The sequence below is a fragment of the Streptomyces sp. NPDC034099 genome, assembly GCF_055575415.1.
The window spans coordinates 60,333-83,133 of sequence record NZ_JBVISR010000016.1 but is presented as its reverse complement, the minus strand read 5'-3'; the positions used below and the strand labels follow the sequence as shown (position 1 = coordinate 83,133).

Here is a 22,801-nt window from a genome sequence, read left to right as displayed (position 1 = left end):
CCGGCATACGGTGGGACGCAACACCTGCACACAAGGAGAGAACCCAGTGGCCGAGCTGTTCTACGACGCCGACGCCGACCTGTCCATCATCCAGGGCCGCAAGGTCGCGGTCATCGGGTACGGCAGCCAGGGCCACGCCCACGCCCTGTCGCTGCGCGACTCCGGTGTCGACGTGCGCGTCGGCCTGCACGAGGGCTCCAAGTCCAAGGCCAAGGCCGAGGAGCAGGGCCTGCGCGTGGTGAGCCCGTCCGAGGCCGCCGCCGAGGCCGACGTCATCATGATCCTCGTCCCGGACCCGATCCAGGCCGAGGTCTACGAGAAGGACATCAAGGACAACCTGAAGGACGGCGACGCGCTGTTCTTCGGTCACGGCCTGAACATCCGCTACGGCTTCATCAAGCCCCCGGCCGGCGTGGACGTCTGCATGGTCGCCCCGAAGGGTCCGGGTCACCTGGTGCGCCGTCAGTACGAGGAGGGCCGCGGCGTCCCCTGCATCGCCGCCGTCGAGCAGGACGCCACGGGCAACGGCTTCGCGCTGGCCCTGTCGTACGCGAAGGGTATCGGCGGCACCCGCGCCGGCGTCATCAAGACGACCTTCACCGAGGAGACCGAGACCGACCTCTTCGGCGAGCAGGCCGTCCTGTGCGGTGGCACCGCGGCGCTGGTGAAGGCGGGCTTCGAGACGCTGACCGAGGCCGGTTACCAGCCGGAGATCGCCTACTTCGAGTGCCTGCACGAGCTGAAGCTGATCGTGGACCTCATGTACGAGGGCGGCCTGGAGAAGATGCGCTGGTCGATCTCCGAGACCGCCGAGTGGGGCGACTACGTCACCGGCCCGCGGATCATCACCGACGCCACCAAGGCCGAGATGAAGAAGGTCCTCGCCGAGATCCAGGACGGCACCTTCGCCAAGAACTGGATGGACGAGTACCACGGCGGTCTGAAGAAGTACAACGAGTACAAGAAGCAGGACTCCGAGCACCTGCTGGAGACCACCGGCAAGGAGCTGCGCAAGCTCATGAGCTGGGTCGACGAAGAGGCGTAGGTCTTGTCCCCGCGGGGATGCCCGGCAGGCCGGGCATCCCCGCGGGATCCACTTCCGGGTGATGCTTCCCGTCAGGCGCAGGACGGCGCCCGCCACGCCACTACACTGCTGAACACATACGCGTCAGGCCCACAGCGTCGTGCGTCTTCCACGCGGCTAGCAACCCTCCACCGCATGCGGCCGTCGGGACGGCCGTCCGCATTGGACTTGTGAGGACTCACGTGAGCTCGAAACCCGTCGTACTCATCGCTGAAGAGCTGTCGCCCGCGACCGTGGACGCACTCGGCCCCGACTTCGAGATCCGCCACTGCAACGGCGCGGACCGGGCCGAACTGCTGCCCGCCATCGCCGACGTGGACGCGATCCTGGTCCGCTCCGCGACCAAGGTCGACGCCGAGGCCGTGGCCGCCGCCAAGAAGCTGAAGGTCGTCGCCCGCGCCGGTGTCGGCCTGGACAACGTGGACGTCTCCGCCGCCACCAAGGCCGGCGTGATGGTGGTCAACGCCCCGACCTCCAACATCGTGACCGCGGCCGAGCTGGCCTGCGGCCTGATCGTCGCCACGGCCCGCAACATCCCGCAGGCCAACGCCGCGCTGAAGAACGGCGAGTGGAAGCGCAGCAAGTACACCGGTGTCGAGCTGGCCGAGAAGACCCTCGGCGTCGTCGGCCTCGGCCGCATCGGCGCGCTCGTCGCGCAGCGCATGTCCGCCTTCGGCATGAAGGTCGTCGCCTACGACCCCTACGTGCAGCCCGCGCGGGCCGCGCAGATGGGCGTCAAGGTGCTGTCCCTCGACGAGCTGCTCGAGGTCTCCGACTTCATCACGGTCCACCTCCCCAAGACCCCCGAGACCCTCGGTCTGATCGGCGACGAGGCGCTGCGCAAGGTCAAGCCGAGCGTCCGCATCGTCAACGCCGCGCGCGGCGGCATCGTCGACGAGGAGGCGCTGTACTCGGCGCTCAAGGAGGGCCGCGTCGCCGGCGCCGGCCTGGACGTGTACGCCAAGGAGCCCTGCACCGACTCGCCGCTGTTCGAGTTCGACCAGGTCGTCTGCACCCCGCACCTCGGCGCCTCCACCGACGAGGCCCAGGAGAAGGCCGGCATCGCCGTCGCCAGGTCGGTCCGCCTCGCCCTCGCCGGTGAGCTGGTCCCCGACGCGGTCAACGTCCAGGGCGGTGTCATCGCCGAGGACGTCAAGCCGGGTCTGCCGCTCGCCGAGCGCCTCGGCCGCATCTTCACCGCGCTCGCCGGTGAGGTCGCCGTCCGCCTCGACGTCGAGGTCTACGGCGAGATCACCCAGCACGACGTGAAGGTGCTGGAGCTGTCCGCCCTCAAGGGCGTCTTCGAGGACGTCGTGGACGAGACGGTCTCCTACGTCAACGCCCCGCTGTTCGCCCAGGAGCGCGGTGTCGAAGTCCGGCTGACCACCAGCTCGGAGTCCCCGGAGCACCGCAACGTGGTGACCGTGCGCGGCACCCTCGCGGACGGCGAGGAGGTGTCGGTCTCCGGCACGCTGGCCGGTCCCAAGCACCTCCAGAAGATCGTCGCCGTCGGCGAGTACGACGTGGACCTCGCCCTCGCCGACCACATGGTCGTGCTGCGCTACGAGGACCGCCCCGGTGTGGTCGGCACCGTCGGCCGGGTTATCGGCGAGGCCGGGATCAACATCGCCGGCATGCAGGTCGCCCGTGCGACGGTGGGCGGCGAGGCGCTGGCCGTGCTGACCGTCGACGACACGGTGCCCGCCGGGGTGCTGGCGGAGGTCTCGGCGGAGATCGGCGCGACGTCCGCCCGGTCCGTCAACCTCGTCTGAGGTGACCCTGCCCGGGGGCTGCCGCCCCCGGGACCCCCGCCTACGGCCCTGAACGGGCCTCGTCCTCAAACGCCGGACGGGCTGAGCGAGTCGGCCTGTCCGGCGTTTGCCGTGTCCGCCGTCTCCGCCTGTGGGCGCACCCTGATGTGCCGCAGCCCGAACGCCGCCAGCACCGCCGCCCCGAGGAGCAGCAACGCCCCCGCGAGCGCGGCACCCTGCATGCCGTCGGTGAACGCCTCGCGCGCCGCCGTGGCCAGGGCGTCTCCCGTGCGCCCGGGAAGTTCGGCGGCGACGGCCAGTGCGCCGCCCAGGGTCTCCCGGGCCGGGGCGGGCGCGTCCGAGGGGATGCCGTGGCGGTAGACGGCCGTACCGATGGAACCGAGGGCGGCCATGCCCAGGGCGCCGCCGAACTCGGTGCCGGTCTCCAGCAGTGAGGAGGCCGCGCCCGCCTTCTCGACCGGGGCCGAGCCGAGGGCCAGGTCGGTGAGCTGGGACATCACGACGACGATGCCGGCGGCGAGGACGCCGCACGCGGCCAGCACCAGCCACAGGGAGTCCGTACCGGCCAGGGTCAGCAGCCCGTAGCCGCAGGCCGCGACGACGAAGCCGGCCGTCACGAGGTACGCGCGCTGGACACCGCGCTGGGCCAGCTGGGCGGCGACGGGTGCGGCGGCGCCGATGAGCACCGACGGGAGCAGGCTCCACAGGGCGGCCTCCAGCGCGCTCTTGCCCAGGACCGACTGGAGGTACTGGGTGGTGAAGTACGCCGAGCCCAACAGTCCGAAGGCCGACACGGTGTTGAGGACCAGCGCGGGGGTGAAACCGTGGCCCCGGAAGAGGGCGGGCGAGATCATCGGCGAGGCCGCGGTGCGCTGGCGGTGCACGAACAGGGCCGCGAACAGCAGACCGACGGTGATCGAGACGACGTAGCGGACGTTCCAGCCCTCGGAGGGCAATTCCTTGAGGCCGTAGACCACGGGCAGGACCGCCGCCATCGACAGCGGGACGCTCAGCAGGTCGAAGCGGCCGGGGGAGGGGTTCTTGGACTCCGGGAGCAGCACCGGTCCGAGGATCAGGAGCAGGGCCATCGCGGGCAGGTTGACCAGGAAGACCGAGCCCCACCAGAAGTGCTCCACGAGGACCCCGCTCATCACCGAGCCGAGCGCGATCCCGGCCGTCATCACCCCGGACCACAGTCCGATCGCCTTCGCCCGCTGGGCGGGGTCGGTGAACATCGTGCGGACCAGCGCCATCGTCGACGGCATCAGGGTGGCGCCGCCGATGCCGAGGACCGCGCGGGCCGCGATCAGGGTCTCGGCGGTGTGCGCGTAGGCCGCGAGCAGGGAGGCCGCGCCGAAGGCCACCGCGCCCAGGAGGAGCAGCCTGCGGCGGCCGACGCGGTCGCCCAGCGCTCCCATCGTCATCAGCAGGCCGGCCAGGACGAAGCCGTAGATGTCGAAGATCCAGAGCTGCTGGGTGCCGCTCGGGTCCAGGTCGGCGCTGATCTCCGGGATCGCGAAGTACAGGACGGAGACGTCCATCGAGACCAGCAGCAGCGGAAGCATCAGAACGGCCAGCGCGGTCCACTCACGGCGGCCGGCCCGGGACGGGTTCGTTGTCATGCCGGTGACTGTACGCACGTCCTATACGGTTGTCTAGGACGATTGTTTAATACGTCCGTATGGACGGGTGGGTAGGGTGGCGGCATGGGACACCGTGAGGATCTGCTCGAAGGCGCCAAGCGCTGCCTGCTGCAGAAGGGATTCATGCGCACCACGGCGCGCGACGTCGTCAAGGAGTCGGGGACCAACCTGGCGTCCATCGGCTACCACTACGGCTCGAAGGACGCCCTGCTCGCGCAGGCCTACGTGGCGCTGGTCGAGGACATGGCCGACGCGTTCGAGGGCGGTGAAACCGCGGGGCTGACCACCGAACCCGGCTCCGTGGAGCGGTTCCGCGAGGTCTGGTCGAACGTCATCGCCACCATGAAGGAGCCCGGCTCCCCGTGGCGGCTCAGCATGGAGATCATCGTCATCGGCGACCAGATGCCCGAACTGCGCGACCACCTCGCGAAGGCCCAGCAGGAGGCCGGGCGCGGGTTCATCCCGCTGCTCATGGGCGGGCGGGAGGAGGACGTCTCCGGGGACGAGCTCGGCACCCTCGGCATGTTCTACGTGACGCTGATGACGGGGCTCATCGCGCAGTGGACCTTCGATCCGAAGACCGCGCCCGAGGCGGACCGGCTCGCCGAGGGGCTCCGCCGGGTGATCGAGGCCGCTACCGGAGGCGGTGCGCCTTGAGCGCCATGTGCAGCAGCAGCCGGTCCTCGCCGTCGTCCAGGTCCAGGCCCGTGAGCTGTTCCACGCGCGAGAGGCGGTAGTACAGCGTCTGGCGGTGGACGCCCAGCTCGGCGGCGGTGCGGCCGGCCTGGCCCGCGCAGTCCAGGTACACCTCCGCCGTGCGGGCGAGTTCGCGGTGGGCGGGGGACAGCAGCGCCCGTACGGCGGGATCGTCGGCGGAGCGCGGGGGCAGTGAGGTCAGCAGGCGGAACGCCCCGATCGACGTCCACTGCGCGACCGGCCCGAACCGCGCCTCCGCACGCGCCGCCCGGGCCGCCGCCGACGCCTCCGACCAGGCCGTCCCCAGATCGGCGAGCCCCGTGCGCGGCGCGGAGACACCGGCCGCGACGCCGCCCGGCGCACCCGTCGGCCCGCCCGTGCCCCCGGCCCCCGTCCCCGCCCGCTCCAGCAGCCGCCCCGCCGCCGATGCCGCCGGGGCCGGCACGTCCGCCGAGCGCAACCGGACCAGCAGCGCCAGCGACACGGCGGCGGCCCCCCACGGCACCGTGCACAGGGCCGTCGCACCCGGCACCGTACGGACCGAGGGCGCGTCGTCCGGGTCGGCCGAGGGCCAGGGCGCCACACAGACCACCGCGTGCGGGGTGTCCGCCCGGGTGCCGAGCGCGCTGCGCAGTTCCGTCACCGCCATGTCCCGCTGCCAGTCCCGCTCGGCGGTCAGCACCGCCCGCAGCTCCCGGCTCAGGTCCGCGCCGTGCTGCGCCTCGTCGGCGAGCAGCGCGCCGATCCGCGCCGTGACCTCCATCGCCGCCGCCAGCTGCCGCTCGGTCGGGCCCGGGTCGGTGTCCAGGAGCCACACGTAGCCGAGGACCACACCCCGATGGCGTACCGGCAGACAAGTGCGTCCCCGGTACACCCCCGCCTCGGGCGTCGGCGGGATGCGGACCGGGCCGGTCGCCCGGGTGATGCCGAAGCTCTCGAACCACGCCCGGACCGCCGCGGTGGAGCGCCGGGTGAGGATCGAGCGGGTGCGCACCGGGTCCAGGACGGAGGGGTCGAGGTCGCCCTCGCTGTCGTAGGCGCCGAAGGCGATCAGCTCGAAGTCGCGGTTCTCCAGGGTCGCGGGCGCGCCCAGCAGCTCGGAAACCTCGTCGACCAGCTCCTGGTAGTCACCACGGGTACCACCGGTGCCTGCGGAACCTCTGGAATCGGACGTCACCCGGGCATTCTGCCGCAAAGACGCGCGCCCTTCATACATCTGTCTGAGATCCGCGGCACGGATGCGTGACAGCTGTCGATGGCCGACGATCGGGAGGATCCTTAGATTTCACGGTGGTTCTCCGTGCCGTTCCCCCTTCGTCGGGCAGCGGCCCCTGTGTTGGTTGGTAAGTGGAGGTGCCCCGTGCTGGGTCCCGTGATTCTCGCCGCGTCGCGCAGCGACCGGATGCGTCGTCTCGTCTCGGCCGCGCCCGTGACCAAGCCGGTCGTCGACCGGTTCATCCCCGGCGAGACGGTCGACCAGATCGTGCCGATCATCCGGGAGCTGACCGATCAGGGCCTGGAACTGACGATGGACGTCGTCGGCGAGGACATCACCACCCCCGCGCAGGCCGAGGCCGCCCGCGACGCCTACCTGGAGCTGATCGACCGGCTCAAGCCGCTGGAGCTCGGCACCCGCGCCGAGATGTCGGTGAAGCTGTCGATGTTCGGCCAGGCCCTCCCGTCGCCCACCACCGCCCTCAACGGAGGGTCCTCCGGACCCGCAGCCGCATTCCACGGCGGCCACGAGCTGGCCCTCGCCAACGTCCGTCCGGTCGTGGAGGCCGCCGCCGAGATCGGCACCACGGTCACCCTGGACGCCGAGGACCACACCACCCTCGACTCGATGTTCGCCATCCACGAGGAGCTGCGGAAGGACTTCCCGCAGACCGGCTGCGTCATCCAGGCCTACCTCTTCCGCACCGAGGCCGACGCGCGCCGGCTCGCGGACAGCGGCTCTCGCGTACGGTTGGTGAAGGGCGCCTACAAGGAGCCCGCAGAGGTCGCGTACCAGCAGCGCCATGAGATCGACAAGGCGTACGTCCGCATCCTGCGCACGCTGATGGAGGGCGAGGGCTACCCGATGATCGGGTCGCACGACCCGCGCCTGATCTCCATCGGCCAGGAGCTGGCCCGCACCGCCGGGCGCAAGCTCGACGAGTACGAGTTCCAGATGCTGTACGGCATCCGCGGCGACGAGCACCTGCGGCTCGCCGCCGAGGGCCACCGCATGCGCGTGTACACCGCCTACGGCACCGACTGGTACGGCTACTTCATGCGCCGTCTCGCGGAGAAGCCGGCCAACCTCCGGTTCTTCGCCCGCTCGATGGTCACCAAGGGCTGAGCCCGCACCCGCTCGCACAACCCGCTCAGTAAGGAGTTCCGGAACTTATGGACGCTGTGACCCAGGTCCCCACCCCCGTCAACGAGCCGGTGCACGGCTACGCGCCCGGTTCGCCCGAGCGCGCCCGTCTGGAGGCCAAGCTCAAGGAGCTGGCCGACAATCCGATCGACCTGCCCTGCACCATCGGCGGGGTGAAGCGGATGGGCGGCGGTGAGCGCTTCGACGTCGTGCAGCCGCACAACCACAAGTCCCGCCTGGGCACGTACGCCAACGCCACCCAGCAGGACGCCCAGGACGCGATCGACGCCGCCCTGGCCGCCGCCCCCGCCTGGCGCGCGATGTCCTTCGACGACCGCGCCGCGATCATCCTGCGCGCCGCCGAGCTGCTGTCGGGTCCGTGGCGCGAGACCATCGCCGCCTCCACCATGCTCGGCCAGTCCAAGACCGCCCAGCAGGCCGAGATCGACAGCCCCTGCGAGCTGATCGACTTCTGGCGCTTCAACGTCCACTACGCCCGCAACATCCTGGCCGAGCAGCCCCCGGCCAACTCCCCGGGCGTGTGGAACCGCATGGACCACCGCCCGCTGGAGGGCTTCGTCTACGCGATCACGCCGTTCAACTTCAGCGCGATCGCGGCCAACCTGCCCACCGCCCCGGCCCTGATGGGCAACGTCGTGGTGTGGAAGCCGTCCCCGACGCAGACCCACGCCGCCGTGCTGCTCATGCAGCTCCTGGAGGAGGCCGGACTGCCCAAGGGCGTCATCAACCTGGTCACCGGCGACGGCATCGCGGTCTCCGAGGTCGCCCTGGAGCACCGGGACCTCGCGGGCATCCACTTCACCGGCTCGACCAAGACCTTCCAGCACCTGTGGAAGACGGTCGGCAACAACATCGAGAAGTACCGCACCTACCCGCGCCTGGTCGGCGAGACCGGCGGCAAGGACTTCCTGGTCGCCCACCCGAGCGCGGACCGCGCGGTGCTCAAGACCGCGCTGACCCGCGGTGCCTTCGAGTACCAGGGCCAGAAGTGCAGCGCCACCTCGCGCGCGTACATCCCGGCGTCCATCTGGAACGACGGGTTCAAGGAGGAGTTCGCCGCCGAGGTCGACTACCTCACCATGGGCGACGTCACCGACCTGTCGAACTTCATCGGCGCCGTCATCGACGAGCGGTCCTTCGCCAAGAACAAGGCCGCCATCGACCGCGCCAAGGAGGACGAGACCTGCACCATCGTCGCGGGCGGCTCCTACGACGACTCGGTCGGCTACTTCGTCCGCCCGACCGTCGTCGAGTGCACCGACCCGGAGAACGAGGTCTTCCGCACCGAGTACTTCGGCCCGTTCCTCGCCGTGTACGTGTACGACGACAGCGCCGACGACGCGTACGACGCGATGCTGACCCAGATGGAGGCGGTGTCGGACTACGCGCTGACCGGCTCGGTCATTTCCAACGACCGCGCGGCGGCGGCGTACACGATGGAGAAGCTGCGCTACGCGGCCGGCAACTTCTACATCAACGACAAGTCGACCGGCGCCGTCGTCGGCCAGCAGCCCTTCGGCGGCGGCCGTGCCTCCGGCACCAACGACAAGGCCGGCGCCCCGCAGAACCTGATGCGCTGGACGCTGACCCGCGCCATCAAGGAGACGCTGGTCCCGCCGACCGACTACACCTACCCGCACATGGGCTGACACCCGCGCGCAGGACGCCCGGCGGGCCAGGTCGACCGACCTGGCCCGCCGGGCGTTTTCGCAGCTGGGGGCGGTGTGAGCGAAGCCACCGTCTCAGATAGTAGGAAGTCCGAGTAATTGTGGAGACAGACGCGGCGCGCTCCCTTAACTTTGTAGGAGCCGAACGTCCCGCTCGATCGAGCGAATGGCGGTCGTGAGCCGTGCCCGTGCAGGCAACCCCTGCGGCACCGTGCTTCCCGCCCCTTCCGGCGTCTCCCCGTACCACTCACTTTCCGCGCTCTTTTTGTGCCGAAGGAGTCGATTCCCATGGCCGAGACGACCGTCCGCCGCCGAGTCCGCCACCTCTCCCGTACCAGCGACTCCGACCGCAAGAACGCCGCGGCCGCCCTCCAGCGCTCCCTCGACCGCCGGGACAACGGCGGCGCCACCGGCCACTGAGCCGCGCGGACGGCAGAGGCGTCCGCATGGCGGACGCCTCATGTCATCCCGTGGGACGAGGGGTAGGGTGCCGTCATGTCTCGCAGCCTCAATCTCGCAGTGATTCCCGGTGACGGCATCGGCCAGGAGGTCGTGGCCGAGGGTCTCAAGGTCCTCTCCGCCGTCCTTCCGCAGGATGTGAAGCTGGAGACCAAGGAATTCGACTTCGGCGCCCGGCGCTACCACGCCACCGGTGAGACCCTCACCGACGCCGACCTCGACGCCCTCAAGGCGCACGACGCCATCCTGCTCGGCGCGATCGGCGACCCGTCGGTGCCGTCCGGTGTGCTGGAGCGCGGCTTCCTGCTCAAGCTCCGCTTCGCCTTCGACCACCACGTCAACCTGCGGCCGAGCAAGCTCCTGCCCGGCGTCGCGACCCCGCTCGCCGGTCAGCCCGAGATCGACTTCGTCGTCGTCCGCGAGGGCACCGAGGGTCCGTACACGGGCAACGGCGGCACCATCCGCAAGGGCACCGAGCACGAGGTCGCCACCGAGGTCTCCGTCAACACGGCCTACGGCGTCGAGCGCGTCGTCCGCGACGCCTTCGCCCGGGCCCAGGCCCGCCCCCGCAAGAAGCTCACGCTGGTCCACAAGAACAACGTGCTGACCTTCGCGGGCCACCTGTGGACCAACGTCTTCCACCAGGTGGCCGCCGAGTACCCCGAGGTCACCACCGACTACATCCACGTCGACGCCGCGACCATCTACCTGGTCACCGACCCGGCCCGCTTCGACGTCATCGTCACCGACAACCTCTTCGGCGACATCCTCACCGACCTCGCCGCGGCCGTCTCCGGCGGCATCGGCGTAGCCGCCAGCGGGAACATCAACCCGTCCGGCGACTTCCCCTCGATGTTCGAGCCGGTGCACGGCTCCGCGCCCGACATCGCCGGCCAGGGCAAGGCCGACCCCACCGCCACGGTCCTGTCCGTCGCCCTGCTGCTGCGCCACCTCGGGTACGAGGACGAGGCGGCCCGGATCGAGGAAGCCGTCTCCGCCGACCTCGGCGAGCGCGGCGGCCTGCCCGCCCGGAGCACCTCCGAGATCGGCGACGCACTCGCCGTACGAGTAGCCGGCTGACGCCCGCCGCGCCACTCGATCGAATCCGTTTCGAAGCCGCCGGGCCCCAAAACAAGGCACCCGGCGGCTTTCTCCTGCGTCCGCCAGGTGCGACCATCGAACCCTGGACCGCATTCACCCCGTTTCACCCCTCGCGGGCCGCGCGCGATAATCGAACGCGAAGCCGCGACCTGAGGGAATGCTCGGACGTCCCAGCACCGGCCACCGGCCGTACGGGCGTGACCGCGGCCCGTCACAATACAAACCGGTGAAGGACAGCCACCCATGACGACGCCCACGATCGAGCTCAAGCCCTCCGCCAACCCGCTCTCGGACTCCGAGCGCGCGGCGATTCTGGCCAACCCCGGGTTCGGCCGCCACTTCACCGACCACATGGTGACGATCAAGTGGACCGAGGGCCGCGGCTGGCACGACGGCCAGCTCGTGCCGTACGCCCCGCTCTCCCTCGACCCGGCCACCATGGTCCTGCACTACGCGCAGGAGATCTTCGAGGGACTGAAGGCCTACCGGCGGCCCGACGGCTCCGTCGCCACCTTCCGCCCGGAGAAGAACGGCGCCCGCTTCCAGGCGTCCTCGCGCCGCCTCGGCATGCCCGAGCTTCCGGTGGACACCTTCATCGAGGCCTGTGACGCGCTGGTCAGGCAGGACGAGAAGTGGGTCCCGGCGCACGGCGGCGAGGAGTCGCTCTACCTGCGCCCCTTCATGATCGCCACCGAGGTCGGCCTGGGCGTCAAGCCGGCCAACGAGTACCTGTTCCTCGTCATCGCCTCCCCGGCCGGCGCCTACTTCCCGGGCGGCGTCAAGCCGGTCTCCATCTGGGTCTCCGAGGACCGGGTCCGCGCCGTCCCCGGCGGCATGGGCGACGCCAAGACCGGCGGCAACTACGCGGCGTCCCTGCTCGCCCAGGCCGAGGCCGCCACCAAGGGCTGCGACCAGGTCTGCTACCTCGACGCCATCGAGCGCAAGTGGGTCGAGGAACTGGGCGGCATGAACCTGTACTTCGTGTACGGGAACAAGATCATCACCCCCACCCTCACCGGCTCCATCCTGGAGGGCGTCACCCGCGACTCCCTGCTCACCGTCGCCCGCGACCTCGGCTACGAGGCGGAGGAGGGCCGCGTCTCGGTCGACCAGTGGCAGCGCGACTCGGAGAACGGCACCCTCACCGAGGTCTTCGCCTGCGGCACCGCGGCTGTGATCACGCCCGTCGGCACGGTCAAGCGCGCCGGCGCGGAGTGGCGGCAGAGCGGGGGCGAGACGGGTGAGGTGACGCAGCGGCTGCGGGACGCGCTGCTCGACATCCAGCGGGGGACTGTCGCGGACGTGCACGGGTGGATGCACACGCTGGCCTGACGGTCCCGGCGTGGGGGCGGGCCTCGCCGGGGGCTCCGCCCCCGGACCCGCGCTTCGGCCTGAACGGCCTCGTCCTCAAACGCCGGACGGACTGAGATTCTCGACCGGCGAGTCAGCCCGGGGCTGCGGCAACAGCACGTACACCACTCCGCCCACCAGCCCCGACAGCAGGAAGCTGCAGTCCACCCCGCCGGTGAGGGACAGCAGCGGGCCCTCGTACGAGGGCAGCGACACCGCCAGTACGCCGGTCACCGCGCCCACCGCCCAGGCGGCCGTCGCGGGGACGTTCCAGCCGGAGCGGTACCAGTAGATCCCGCCCCGCGCCCGGCGGTTGAAGACCTGGAGGGCGTCCGCGTCGTAGACCCCGCGGCAGCGCACCGAGCCGATCATCGTGATGACCGCCCACGGGGTGCCGATCGCCGTCAGCAGCAGCACGAAGGACGTCATCGCCGACTGCGCCTCCCAGGCGTAGTGCCCGGCGAAGACGCAGGCCGTGGCGACGACGGCGACGGCGCAGGTGGCGCGGGCGCGGGAGGCGCGCGGCAGGATGGCGTCCAGGTCCAGGCCCATCGAGTAGAGCATCAGCCCCGCGTTGCCGACCGAGCCGGCCGAGGCGGCCAGCAGCAGCGGGACCAGGTACCAGGTGGGGGAGGCGTCGACCAGCGGGCCCGCGTAGTCCAGGGCGGCACGGGCGGCGTACGCCGTGAAGGTGCCGAAGAGCTGCGGGACCAGCAGGCCCAGCATCAGCCCCAGCCAGGTGGCGTGCAGCACCCGGCGGGAGGGGACGCGGGCCGGTGAGATGTAGCGGGTGTAGTCGCCGAGCAGTGTGATGAAGGCGATCGGCCCGGACAGTCCCGCGGCCACGACGGCCAGCAGCCACGTCGGCCAGAACCCGCCCAGCAGATACCCGCCCGCCTCCGGCAGCGCGGCGGTCGTGAAGTCGGGCGCGTAGGCGATCACGCCCAGCACCAGCAGCGCCGTCATGCCGTAGGCCAGCACCCGGGACATGGCGAGCAGCACCCGGTAGCCGTAGACCGCGCCCGCGACGGTCGCGGCGGCCAGCAGCCCGTAGACGACGGCATACGTCGCACCGCCCTGCGGCAGGCCGAACAGCCGCCCGAGCACGCCCGCCATCACGTCCCCGCCGATCCACACGGTCAGCGCGGTGTAGCCGAGCGCCAGCAGCAGACCGACCACCGAGCCGACCAGCCGCCCGCGCACGCCGAACTGGGCGCCGGAGGACGTGGACAGGTTGGTGCCGGTCCGCAGGGAGATCAGCGCCAGCGGGGCCGTGAACACCGTGCCGACGACCGTCCCCGCGACCACCGAACTCACCGACGCCCACCAGCCGAGGCCGAAGGACGGCGGCAGCCAGCCGAAGACGATCACGCCCAGGCAGAGGTTGGACCCCAGCAGGATCGAGACCAGGTCCCGGGGCCCGCTGGTGCGTTCCGCCTCGGGGATGGTGTCGACTCCGCGCTGTTCTATCGGCATGGCTGGTCTCCTTCGACGGCCGCCGGATGTTTAGAGCGACGTTCAATGTGACGTCTGCACCTGCTGCTCGTCAACGGTTCCGTTGCATGTGTTTCGCGTTTAGGGTGATGTCCGTAGTTAGAGTGGTGTTCAAATTCTGGTGAGGTGAGGAGGTGTGGCGGCGTGAGACTGACCCCCACGGAACGTGACCGGCTGCTGCTGTTCGGGGCGGCCGAGCTGGCCCGCGCCCGCCGGGCCCGCGGGCTCAGGCTGAACGTGCCGGAGGCGACCGCGCTGATCGCGGACACCGTGTGCGAGGCCGCCCGCGACGGAGCGCGCCTCGCGGAGGCCATCGAGCGCGCCCGGTCCGTGCTCGGCCCGGACGACGTCCTGCCCGGCGTCGCGGACGTGGTCACCGAGGTGCACGTGGAGGCCGTCTTCGACGACGGCTCCCGCCTCGCGGTCGTCACCGACCCCGTCGGAGGCCCGGGGCTCGGCACGGACGCCCCCGGTGTCCTGTTGCCGGGACAGGCCCACGCGGAACCCGAGGCGGCGCTGCGGCTCCCGGTCACCAACACGGCGACCGTGCCGGTCTCCGTGACCTCCCACTTCCACTTCTTCGAGGCCAACCCGCGCCTGGACTTCGACCGGGAGCGGGCCTACGGCATGCGCCTCGCCGTCCCCGCCGGGTCCTCGGTCCGCTTCGGCCCCGGAGAGCGCGTCGAGGTGGGGCTCGTGCCGATCGGCGGCGCGCGCGTCGCCATCGGGTTCGCCGGTCTCGTCGACGGCCCGCTGGACGCGCCGGGCGCCAGGGAAGAGGCCCTGCGCCGGGCCGCCGCCTGCGGATATCTGGGAGCACAGCGATGAGCATCGACCCCTACGCCTACGCCGCCACCCACGGCCCGCGCGCCGGCGACCGGCTCCGCCTCGGCGACTCGGGGCTGGTGATCCGCGTCGAGTCCGACGCCCAGCGCTACGGCGACGAGTTCCTCGCCGGTTTCGGCAAGACCGCCCGCGACGGTCTGCACCTCAAGGCGGCCGCCGTCCGGGAGACCTGCGACGTCGTGATCAGCAACGTGGTCGTGATCGACGCGGTGCAGGGCATCCGGAAGGTGTCGATCGGCATCCGCGAGGGGCGCGTCCACGCCATCGGCCGGGCCGGGAACCCGGACACCCTCGACGGCGTCGACGTCGTGGTCGGCACCGGCACCTCGATCGTGTCCGGCGAGGGCCTCGTCGCCACCGCCGGGGCCGTGGACACCCACGTCCACCTGCTCTCCCCGCGCATCATGGAGGCGTCGCTCGCGTCCGGCGTGACGACGATCATCGGCCAGGAGTTCGGCCCGGTCTGGGGCGTCGGCGTCAACTCGCCCTGGGCCCTGAAGCACGCCTTCGGCGCCTTCGACGCCTGGCCGGTCAACATCGGGTTTCTCGGCCGGGGTTCCTCGTCCCACGACGCCCCGCTGATCGAGGCGCTGGCCGAGGGCGGAGCCTCCGGCTTCAAGGTGCACGAGGACATGGGCGCCCACACCCGCGCCCTCGACACCGCGCTGCGCGTCGCCGAGGAGTACGACGTCCAGGTCGCCCTGCACAGCGACGGCCTCAACGAATGCCTCTCCGTGGAGGACACCCTCCGGGTCCTGGAGGGCCGCACCATCCACGCCTTCCACATCGAGGGCTGCGGCGGCGGACACGTCCCCAACGTGCTGAAGATGGCCGGCGTCCCCAACGTCATCGGCTCCTCCACCAACCCCACCCTGCCCTTCGGCCGGGACGCGGTCGCCGAGCACTACGGCATGATCGTCTCCGTCCACGACCTCAAGACCGACCTGCCGGGCGACGCCGCCATGGCCCGCGACCGCATCCGCGCCGGGACTATGGGCGCCGAGGACGTGCTGCACGACCTGGGCGCCATCGGCATCACCTCCTCCGACGCGCAGGGCATGGGCCGGGCCGGCGAGACCGTCCGCCGCACCTTCGCCATGGCCGGCAAGATGAAGGCCCAGTTCGGCGCCGAGGACGACGACGACAACGCTCGCGTCCTGCGCTACATGGCCAAGCTGACCATCAACCCGGCCATCGCCCACGGCCTCGCCCACGAGGTCGGCTCCATCGAGGTCGGCAAGCTCGCCGACATCGTGCTGTGGCGCCCGGAGTACTTCGGCGCCAAGCCGCAGCTGGTCCTCAAGTCGGGCTTCCCGGCGTACGGGGTGGTCGGCGACCCGAACGCGGCCACCGACACCTGTGAACCCCTCGTTCTCGGCCCCCAGTTCGGCGCGCACGGCGCCACGCCCGCCGAGATATCGGTGGCCTTCGTCGCCCAGGCCGCCCTCGACCAGGGGCACGACACCCTGCCGACCCGCCGCCGCCGGGTCGCCGTGCGCGGCACCCGCGGCATCGGCCCCGCCGACCTGCGCCTGAACTCCCGTACCGGCGCGGTCGACGTCGACCAGCGCACTGGCCTGGTCACCCTCGACGGCGACCCGCTGCGCTCCGAACCGGCCGAGTCCGTCTCGCTCAACCGCCTCTACTTCCTCTGACGCTCCTCCGACCTCCAGGGACACCCCCCATGACCTTTCGCATGCCCCCCGAGTGGGCCCCGCACGAACGCACCTGGATGGCCTGGCCCGGTCCCAACGCGACGTTCACCGACGACGAGGAGCTGGCCGGAGCCCGTGCGGCCTGGGCCTCCGTCGCCCGCGCGGTGCGCCGTTTCGAGCCGGTGACGATGGTGCACGGGCCCGGCCAGGGCGACACCGCGCGCCGGCTGCTCGGCCCGGACGTCGACCTGGTGGAGCGCGAGCTGGACGACGCCTGGATGCGGGACATCGGCCCGACCTTCGTGACGGACGGACAAGGCCGGCTGGCCGCCGTGGACTGGGTGTTCAACGGCTGGGGCGCCCAGGACTGGGCCCGCTGGGAGCACGACTCCAAGATCGGCCGCCATGTCGCGGACCTCGCCGGTGTCCCCGTGCTGAGCAGCACGCTCGTCAACGAGGGCGGCGCGATCCACGTCGACGGCGAGGGCACGGTCCTGCTGACCGACACCGTCCAGCTCGGTTCCGGCCGCAACCCCGGCTGGACCCGCGAGGAGGTCGAGGCGGAGATCCACGCCAAGCTCGGCACCACCAAGGCGATCTGGCTCCCGCACGGCCTGGCCGGCGACTACGGCAGGTACGGCACCCAGGGCCACGTCGACATCGTCGCCGCCTTCGCCCGGCCGGGCACCGTCGTCGTGCACAGCCAACGCGACCCCCGGCACCCCGACCACGAGCGCTCACGGCTGTACCTGGAGATCCTTCGCGGGCAGACCGACGCCAGGGGCCGCCGCCTGGAGGTCGTCGAGGTTCCCGCGCCGACGGTCCTGAAGGACGAGGAGGGCGACTGGGTCGACTACTCGTACATCAACCACTACGTGTGCAACGGCGGCGTCGTCCTCTGCGCGTTCGGCGACCCGAACGACGAACTCGCGGCAGGCGTCTTCCGCCGCCTGTTCCCCGGGCGGACGGTGACCCTGGTGGACGCGCGTACGATCTTCGCGGGTGGCGGGGGCATTCACTGCATCACCCAGCAGCAGCCGAAGATCTAGGAGTGGACATGGCCGGTGGTGGGCGCAGACAGGCCCCGCCGCGCGAGGACGTGCTCGCCGCCGCCATGGAGATGATCGCCGAGCGCGGCCTGGAGAAGCTCACCATGGCGGCGCTCGGCCGCGAGGTCGGCATGAGCAGCGGCCACCTCCTGTACTACTTCCGTTCCAAGGACGAGCTGCTGCTGCGCACCCTGGAGTGGAGCGAGGGCCGCCTCGGCGCCGAGCGCGGCCGCCTGCTCACCCGGCCCGGAACCGCCCGTGAGCGCCTCGACGCCTACGTCGACCTGTACGTCCCCGACGGCCACCGCGACCCGCACTGGACGCTGTGGCTGGAGGTGTGGAACCGCTCGCAGAACGCCCCCGACGAGGCCCGCGACCGGCAGGCCGCCATCGAGGGCGCCTGGCACCGCGACCTGGTCGCCCTGCTCGCCGAGGGCGTCTCGCGCGGCGAGTTCCGCCCCGTGGACCCCGACCGCTTCGCCTCCCGGCTGCGGGCCCTCCTCGACGGCTTCGCCATCCACGTGGCGATCGGCCTGCGGGGCACGGACCGGGCGCAGGTGCTCGGCCACGCACGGGAGTTCCTCGCCGAGGGGCTCCTGGCACGGTCCTGATCCGGTCGCCCGCCGCTCGTATCCTGAGACGGGCCCTGGACAGGGGGGCGGAGTGTGCCAGACTGCCCCCGTGCTCTCGACCGCCACGATTATTGGCAGCAGGCGCGCCGGTCCGCAGTGACCACCAGTACGACCAGGTACGGGTGGACACCGTCGTCCTCGACCCGCGCGCAGACCTCTCGCACCCGCGAGAGGTTTTTCGCTTTCCTGGCCCACCCCGAGCCGGGAAGAGAGCGCGAGGGATCATAGACGGACGGTGGAACCGGTCATTCCGGTAGACCGAGATCCCCAACAGGAGCCTTCAGATCATGACCGCAACCAGCGAACTCGACGATTCGTTCCACGTCTTCGACACCACCCTGCGCGACGGCGCGCAGCGCGAGGGCATCAACCTCACGGTCGCGGACAAGCTGGCCATCGCACGGCACCTGGACGACTTCGGTGTGGGCTTCATCGAGGGCGGCTGGCCCGGCGCCAACCCGCGGGACACCGAGTTCTTCGCCCGCGCCCGGGAAGAGATCGACTTCCGGCACGCCCAGCTGGTCGCGTTCGGCTCCACCCGCCGCGCGGGCGCCCGCGCCGCCGAGGACCACCAGGTCAAGGCGCTGCTCGACTCCGGTGCCGAGGTGATCACCCTGGTCGCCAAGTCGCACGACCGGCACGTCGAACTGGCGCTGCGGACCACGCTGGACGAGAACCTGGCGATGGTGGCCGACACGGTCTCCCACCTCAAGGCGCAGGGCCGCCGGGTCTTCGTCGACTGCGAGCACTTCTTCGACGGCTACCGCGCCAACCCCGAGTACGCGAAGTCGGTCGTGCGCGCCGCCTCCGAGGCCGGCGCCGACGTCGTCATCCTGTGCGACACCAACGGCGGCATGCTCCCGGCGCAGATCCAGGCCGTGGTCGCCACGGTGCTCGCCGACACCGGCGCCCGGCTCGGGATCCATGCCCAGGACGACACCGGCTGCGCCGTGGCCAACACCCTCGCCGCCGTGGACGCGGGCGCGACCCACGTGCAGTGCACGGCCAACGGCTACGGCGAGCGCGTCGGCAACGCCAACCTGTTCCCGGTGGTGGCGGCCCTGGAGCTGAAGTACGGCAAGCAGGTGCTGCCCGAGGGCCGGCTGCGCGAGATGACCCGCATCTCCCACGCCATCGCCGAGGTCGTCAACCTCACCCCCTCCACGCACCAGCCCTACGTGGGCGTCTCCGCCTTCGCGCACAAGGCCGGCCTGCACGCCTCCGCGATCAAGGTCGACCCGGACCTCTACCAGCACATCGACCCCGAGCTGGTCGGCAACACCATGCGGATGCTGGTCTCCGACATGGCCGGCCGCGCCTCCATCGAGCTCAAGGGCAAGGAACTCGGCATCGACCTCGGCGGCGACCGCGAACTGGTCGGCCGGGTCGTCGAGCGGGTCAAGGAGCGCGAACTGGCGGGCTACACCTACGAGGCCGCCGACGCCAGCTTCGAGCTGCTGCTGCGCGCCGAGGCCGAGGGCAGGCCGCTCAAGTACTTCGACGTCGAGTCCTGGCGCGCGATCACCGAGGACCGCCCCGACGGCACCCACGCCAACGAGGCCACGGTCAAGCTCTGGGCCAAGAGCGAGCGCATCGTCGCCACCGCCGAGGGCAACGGACCGGTCAACGCCCTGGACCGGTCGCTGCGGGTCGCCCTGGAGAAGATCTACCCGGAGCTGGCCAAGCTCGACCTGGTCGACTACAAGGTCCGCATCCTGGAGGGCGTGCACGGCACCCAGTCCACGACCAGGGTCCTCATCTCCACCACGGACGGCACGGGGGAGTGGGCCACGGTGGGCGTCGGGGCGAACGTCATCGCCGCCTCCTGGCAGGCCCTGGAGGACGCGTACACGTACGGACTGCTGCGGGCGGGGGTCGAGCCCGCCGAGTGAGCCGGGCGCTCCGTGGGCCCGCGCTCGATCAGTCCGCGCCTGATCAGTCCGCGCTTTATGTCTGATTGAGGCCCATTCGGGTATGTTCGAACGTATGAAGGGCGTTCGTGCTCAGGTCCTCATTCGCCTCCTGGTCGTGCCGGTCGTCGCAGCGCTGGCGGTGCTGCTGGCCGGTGCGCCCGGCGCGCAGGCGCAGACCGACGTCTCGGAGATCGGCGCGGCCCTGCGGGAGAGTCCGGTGTACGTGGACCCGGCCGCCTCCGACCTGCTGTCCAAGTCGGACGCGGACGCGCTCGCCGACAAGATCGAGGACGCGGGCGAGCCCGTCTTCGTGGCGGTCCTCCCGGCCGGCTACCCGACCGAGAACCTCTTCCAGAACCTCCGTACCGACACCGGCATCACCGGTCTGTACGGCGTCCGCCTCGGCGACCGCTTCGACGCCCGCGCCGACAGCAGTGTGCTGAGCCGCCAGGGCGTGCGGAACCTGGTCACCGCGGTGCAGGGCGCGGGCGACCCCAAGGCCCAGCTGAACGACTTCGTGGACGACGCGCTGCGCAGCGTGCGCGGCTCGGCCCCCTCGTCCTGGGACTCCGGCGGCGGCTCCGCGCCCACCGGCGCCCTGATCACCGCGGGCGCGGTGGTGGTGGCCGGCGGCGCGGGCGTCTACACGCTCTCCCGGCGCAACCGCCACCGCCGCGAGCAGGAGCAGCGGGCGGCGCTGGAGCGGCTGCGGGTGGTGGTCGACGAGGACATCACGGCGTTCGGCGAGGAACTGGACCGCCTGGACTTCCACCCGGCGGAACCGGGTGCCGACGACGCGATGCGGGCGGACTACGAACGCGCCCTCGACGCCTACGAGCAGGCGAAGACGTACATGGCGGACGCCCGCAGACCGGAGGACGTGCGGGCCGTCACCCAGGCGGTGGAGGACGGCCGTTTCTCGCTCGCCCAGCTCGCCGCCCGCCGCGAGGGCAGGCCGCTGCCCGAACGCCGGCCGCCCTGCTTCTTCGACCCGCGCCACGGACCGTCGGTCGCGGACGCCACCTGGACCCCGCCGGGCGGCACCACCCGGCAGGTCCCGGTGTGCGCCGCCGACCGGGCCAGGCTGTCCGACGGCCGGGATCCGATGATCCGCGAGGTGGACACCGACGACGGCCGCCGTCCCTACTGGGACGCGGGCCCGGCCTACGGCCCCTGGGCGGGCGGTTACTTCGGCGGCGGCATCCTGCCCGGACTGCTGGTCGGCACCATGCTCGGCAGCATGATGGCGGGCCCCGCCTACGGAGCCGGTTACGGCACCGGGTACGGCGACTTCGGCGGTTACGAGGGCGGCGACGTCTCGGGCGGCGACTTCGACTCCGGTGACTTCGGGGGCGGCTTCGGCGGCGGCGACTTCGGAGGTGGCGGCGATTTCGGCGGCGGAGGGGACTTCGGCGGCGGCTTCTGAGGCGCGCGGCGGGGGTCAGCGCCTGGCCGCCGCCGGCCTCTCGGCCGCCGGACGGTCCGCGCCGGACCGCGCGGGCCGCCGCCTCCGGTTCGCACCGCCCCCGCGCCGGACGACGAGCACGGCCGCGAGGCCGACCGCCAGGCCGAGGGCGGTCTGGACGCCGAACGGCTCGCCGAACATCAGGGCACCCCACACGGCTGTGACCGGGGCCATGAGGAACATCAGGGTGTTGACCTCGGTGATGCCGGACCGGCGCAGGATCAGCCAGTACAGCCCGTAGCCGCCGAAGGTCGGCAGCACCACCAGCCAGGCGGTCGCCAGCCAGAACGAGGACCCGGCGGGCGGTGTCGCCGCCCCGACGCCCAGGGCCAGTCCGGAGAAGAGGACGGCGCTGGTCGCACAGTGGATCGTCAGGGCGACGCGGGGCGCGACCGGCTCCCGGGTGCGGCTCTCCAGGAAGGTGGCCGCCACCAGCGACAGCATCCCGAGGAACGGGACGAGATAGGCCCACCAGGCCACTCCCGCCCCCGCCGCCCCGGCGTCCGCGAGGGTCACCGTGACCACACCCGACAGCCCGAGCCACAGTCCGAGCCACTGCCCGCGGGAGACGTACTGCCGCAGCAGGGGACCGGCGAGCGCGCCGGCGACGAGTGGCTGGACGCCGTCGATCAGGGCGGTGGTGCCGCTGGAGACCCCCAGTTCGATGGCGTAGTAGACGCTGAGCAGATAGCCGCTCTGCGACAGGGCGCCGATGGCGATCTGGCGGCCGGCGCCCCGGAGCGTCAGGCCCCGCCAGGCCGTCCGGGAGACGGCCGCGGCGGCGATCAGGGCCACGGCGAGCGGCAGGAAGCGCCACATCAGGAGGGTGGGCGTGGCCGCGGTCTCCGCACCGAGCTTGGCGCCGATGAAGCCGGAGCTCCAGCACAGTACGAAGGCGGCCGAGAGCAGGAAGTTCATGTCGACTCCGTCCCAAGTAGACAGATCAGTTTAGTAATCTCGGGTGCCCACTATACAGACCGGTATACTCGGGAGCATGGGTCAAGAAGAGAAGCCGCGCCGCGTCCGGATGACGCCCGGCGCGCGACGGGTGCTGGAGGCCGCCGAGCGGCTGTTCTACGCGCACGGCATCCATGCCGTGGGTGTCGATCTGATCGCCGCCGAGGCCGGGGTGACCAAGAAGACGCTGTACGACCGGTTCGGCTCGAAGGAGCAGATCGTCGTGGAGTACCTCGCCGGGCGCGACGAGCGGTGGCGGGACCTGCTCGCCGCGCGGCTGGAGGGGGCGGGGGAGGACGCGGCCGCCCGGGTCGAGGCGGTCTTCGAGGCCTCGCGCGCGTGGTCGGCGCGGTACGGCGCCAAGGGGTGCAGCATGATCAACGCGCATGCGGAGATCAGCGACCCGGACCATCCGGCGTACCCGGTCATCACCGGCCAGAAGCGGTGGATGCTCGACCTCTTCACCGGCCTGGCCCGGGAGATCGACGCGGCCGGTGCGGACCGGCTGGCGCGGACGCTGATGCTGCTGCACGAGGGGGCGCTGGTCACCCACGGGCTGGGCGTCGTCCCCGACCCCTTCGGGACCGCCCTCGATCAGGTGCGGGAGCTGCTGCGCAGGTGAAAAGGGGCGGCGCACG

Annotated in this window: 19 protein-coding genes; 15 read left to right on the top strand and 4 right to left on the bottom strand. The window is 71.5% G+C overall.

The window, feature by feature from the left end:
• The first annotated feature begins 46 nt into the window (after positions 1-46).
• Both ilvC and serA read left to right on the top strand, forming a co-directional pair.
• A complete protein-coding gene (gene ilvC / locus ACZ56V_RS33910) occupies positions 47-1,045 on the top strand; it encodes a ketol-acid reductoisomerase (protein WP_007444763.1) in 999 nt (332 codons plus the stop codon).
• Positions 1,046-1,266: 221 nt separating this feature from the next.
• The gene (serA, locus tag ACZ56V_RS33905; protein WP_467383553.1) at positions 1,267-2,856 is read left to right on the top strand and encodes a phosphoglycerate dehydrogenase; all 1,590 of its coding nucleotides are present in this window, start codon (positions 1,267-1,269) and stop codon (positions 2,854-2,856) included.
• A 65-nt stretch (positions 2,857-2,921) separates the two neighbouring features.
• Here the strand turns inward: serA and ACZ56V_RS33900 are convergent, their stop codons facing one another.
• A complete protein-coding gene (locus ACZ56V_RS33900) occupies positions 2,922-4,478 on the bottom strand; it encodes an MFS transporter (RefSeq protein ID WP_467383555.1) in 1,557 nt (518 codons plus the stop codon).
• Positions 4,479-4,562: 84 nt separating this feature from the next.
• Between ACZ56V_RS33900 and ACZ56V_RS33895 the strand changes: the two genes are divergently transcribed.
• Positions 4,563-5,156, top strand: a complete 594-nt coding sequence (locus ACZ56V_RS33895; RefSeq protein ID WP_468947444.1) for a TetR/AcrR family transcriptional regulator — start codon at positions 4,563-4,565, stop codon at positions 5,154-5,156.
• Here the strand turns inward: ACZ56V_RS33895 and ACZ56V_RS33890 are convergent.
• A complete protein-coding gene (locus tag ACZ56V_RS33890) occupies positions 5,134-6,411 on the bottom strand; it encodes a PucR family transcriptional regulator (RefSeq protein ID WP_468947443.1) in 1,278 nt (425 codons plus the stop codon). The genes ACZ56V_RS33895 and ACZ56V_RS33890 overlap by 23 nt on opposite strands.
• A gap of 144 nt (positions 6,412-6,555) precedes the next feature.
• Between ACZ56V_RS33890 and ACZ56V_RS33885 the strand changes: the two genes are divergently transcribed.
• The 5 genes from ACZ56V_RS33885 to ACZ56V_RS33865 all read left to right on the top strand — a co-directional run bounded on the left by ACZ56V_RS33885 (position 6,556) and on the right by ACZ56V_RS33865 (position 12,134).
• Positions 6,556-7,536, top strand: coding sequence for a proline dehydrogenase family protein (locus ACZ56V_RS33885; protein WP_467383560.1), 981 nt, complete (start codon positions 6,556-6,558; stop codon positions 7,534-7,536).
• A gap of 47 nt (positions 7,537-7,583) precedes the next feature.
• Positions 7,584-9,224, top strand: coding sequence for an L-glutamate gamma-semialdehyde dehydrogenase (gene pruA, locus ACZ56V_RS33880; RefSeq protein WP_356367532.1), 1,641 nt, complete (start codon positions 7,584-7,586; stop codon positions 9,222-9,224).
• A 306-nt stretch (positions 9,225-9,530) separates the two neighbouring features.
• Positions 9,531-9,662: a hypothetical protein gene (locus ACZ56V_RS33875; RefSeq protein ID WP_011030289.1), complete on the top strand. Its 132-nt coding sequence runs from the start codon at positions 9,531-9,533 to the stop codon at positions 9,660-9,662.
• A 75-nt stretch (positions 9,663-9,737) separates the two neighbouring features.
• The gene (locus ACZ56V_RS33870) at positions 9,738-10,781 is read left to right on the top strand and encodes a 3-isopropylmalate dehydrogenase (protein ID WP_398914725.1); all 1,044 of its coding nucleotides are present in this window, start codon (positions 9,738-9,740) and stop codon (positions 10,779-10,781) included.
• A gap of 264 nt (positions 10,782-11,045) precedes the next feature.
• Positions 11,046-12,134 carry a branched-chain amino acid aminotransferase gene (locus tag ACZ56V_RS33865; RefSeq protein ID WP_398914727.1) on the top strand — a complete coding sequence of 363 codons (1,089 nt, stop codon included), beginning with the start codon at positions 11,046-11,048 and terminating at the stop codon, positions 12,132-12,134.
• A 75-nt stretch (positions 12,135-12,209) separates the two neighbouring features.
• On the opposite strand, the gene ACZ56V_RS33860 is transcribed toward ACZ56V_RS33865, so the two are convergent.
• Positions 12,210-13,628: a cytosine permease gene (locus tag ACZ56V_RS33860; protein ID WP_467383562.1), complete on the bottom strand. Its 1,419-nt coding sequence runs from the start codon at positions 13,626-13,628 to the stop codon at positions 12,210-12,212.
• 162 nt (positions 13,629-13,790) lie between these two features.
• Between ACZ56V_RS33860 and ureA the strand changes: the two genes are divergently transcribed.
• The 6 genes from ureA to ACZ56V_RS33830 all read left to right on the top strand — a co-directional run bounded on the left by ureA (position 13,791) and on the right by ACZ56V_RS33830 (position 21,167).
• Entirely contained in the window at positions 13,791-14,474 is a 684-nt protein-coding gene (gene ureA, locus ACZ56V_RS33855) for an urease subunit gamma (protein WP_467383564.1), read from the top strand.
• Entirely contained in the window at positions 14,471-16,147 is a 1,677-nt protein-coding gene (locus tag ACZ56V_RS33850; protein ID WP_398914732.1) for an urease subunit alpha, read from the top strand. The genes ureA and ACZ56V_RS33850 overlap by 4 nt, the downstream gene beginning before the upstream one ends.
• 29 nt (positions 16,148-16,176) lie before the next feature.
• On the top strand, positions 16,177-17,196 hold the full coding sequence (locus ACZ56V_RS33845; protein ID WP_398914734.1) for an agmatine/peptidylarginine deiminase: 1,020 nt from the start codon (positions 16,177-16,179) through the stop codon (positions 17,194-17,196).
• Between the two features lie 8 nt (positions 17,197-17,204).
• Positions 17,205-17,807, top strand: a complete 603-nt coding sequence (locus ACZ56V_RS33840) for a TetR/AcrR family transcriptional regulator (protein WP_104635670.1) — start codon at positions 17,205-17,207, stop codon at positions 17,805-17,807.
• A gap of 308 nt (positions 17,808-18,115) precedes the next feature.
• A complete protein-coding gene (cimA, locus tag ACZ56V_RS33835; protein WP_398914736.1) occupies positions 18,116-19,720 on the top strand; it encodes a citramalate synthase in 1,605 nt (534 codons plus the stop codon).
• A 94-nt stretch (positions 19,721-19,814) separates the two neighbouring features.
• Positions 19,815-21,167, top strand: a complete 1,353-nt coding sequence (locus ACZ56V_RS33830) for a hypothetical protein (protein WP_468947437.1) — start codon at positions 19,815-19,817, stop codon at positions 21,165-21,167.
• A 15-nt stretch (positions 21,168-21,182) separates the two neighbouring features.
• On the opposite strand, the gene ACZ56V_RS33825 is transcribed toward ACZ56V_RS33830, so the two are convergent.
• The gene (locus tag ACZ56V_RS33825; protein ID WP_468947436.1) at positions 21,183-22,124 is read right to left on the bottom strand and encodes a DMT family transporter; all 942 of its coding nucleotides are present in this window, start codon (positions 22,122-22,124) and stop codon (positions 21,183-21,185) included.
• Between the two features lie 76 nt (positions 22,125-22,200).
• Between ACZ56V_RS33825 and ACZ56V_RS33820 the strand changes: the two genes are divergently transcribed.
• A complete protein-coding gene (locus ACZ56V_RS33820; RefSeq protein ID WP_468947435.1) occupies positions 22,201-22,785 on the top strand; it encodes a TetR/AcrR family transcriptional regulator in 585 nt (194 codons plus the stop codon).
• The last annotated feature ends 16 nt before the right edge of the window (positions 22,786-22,801 follow it).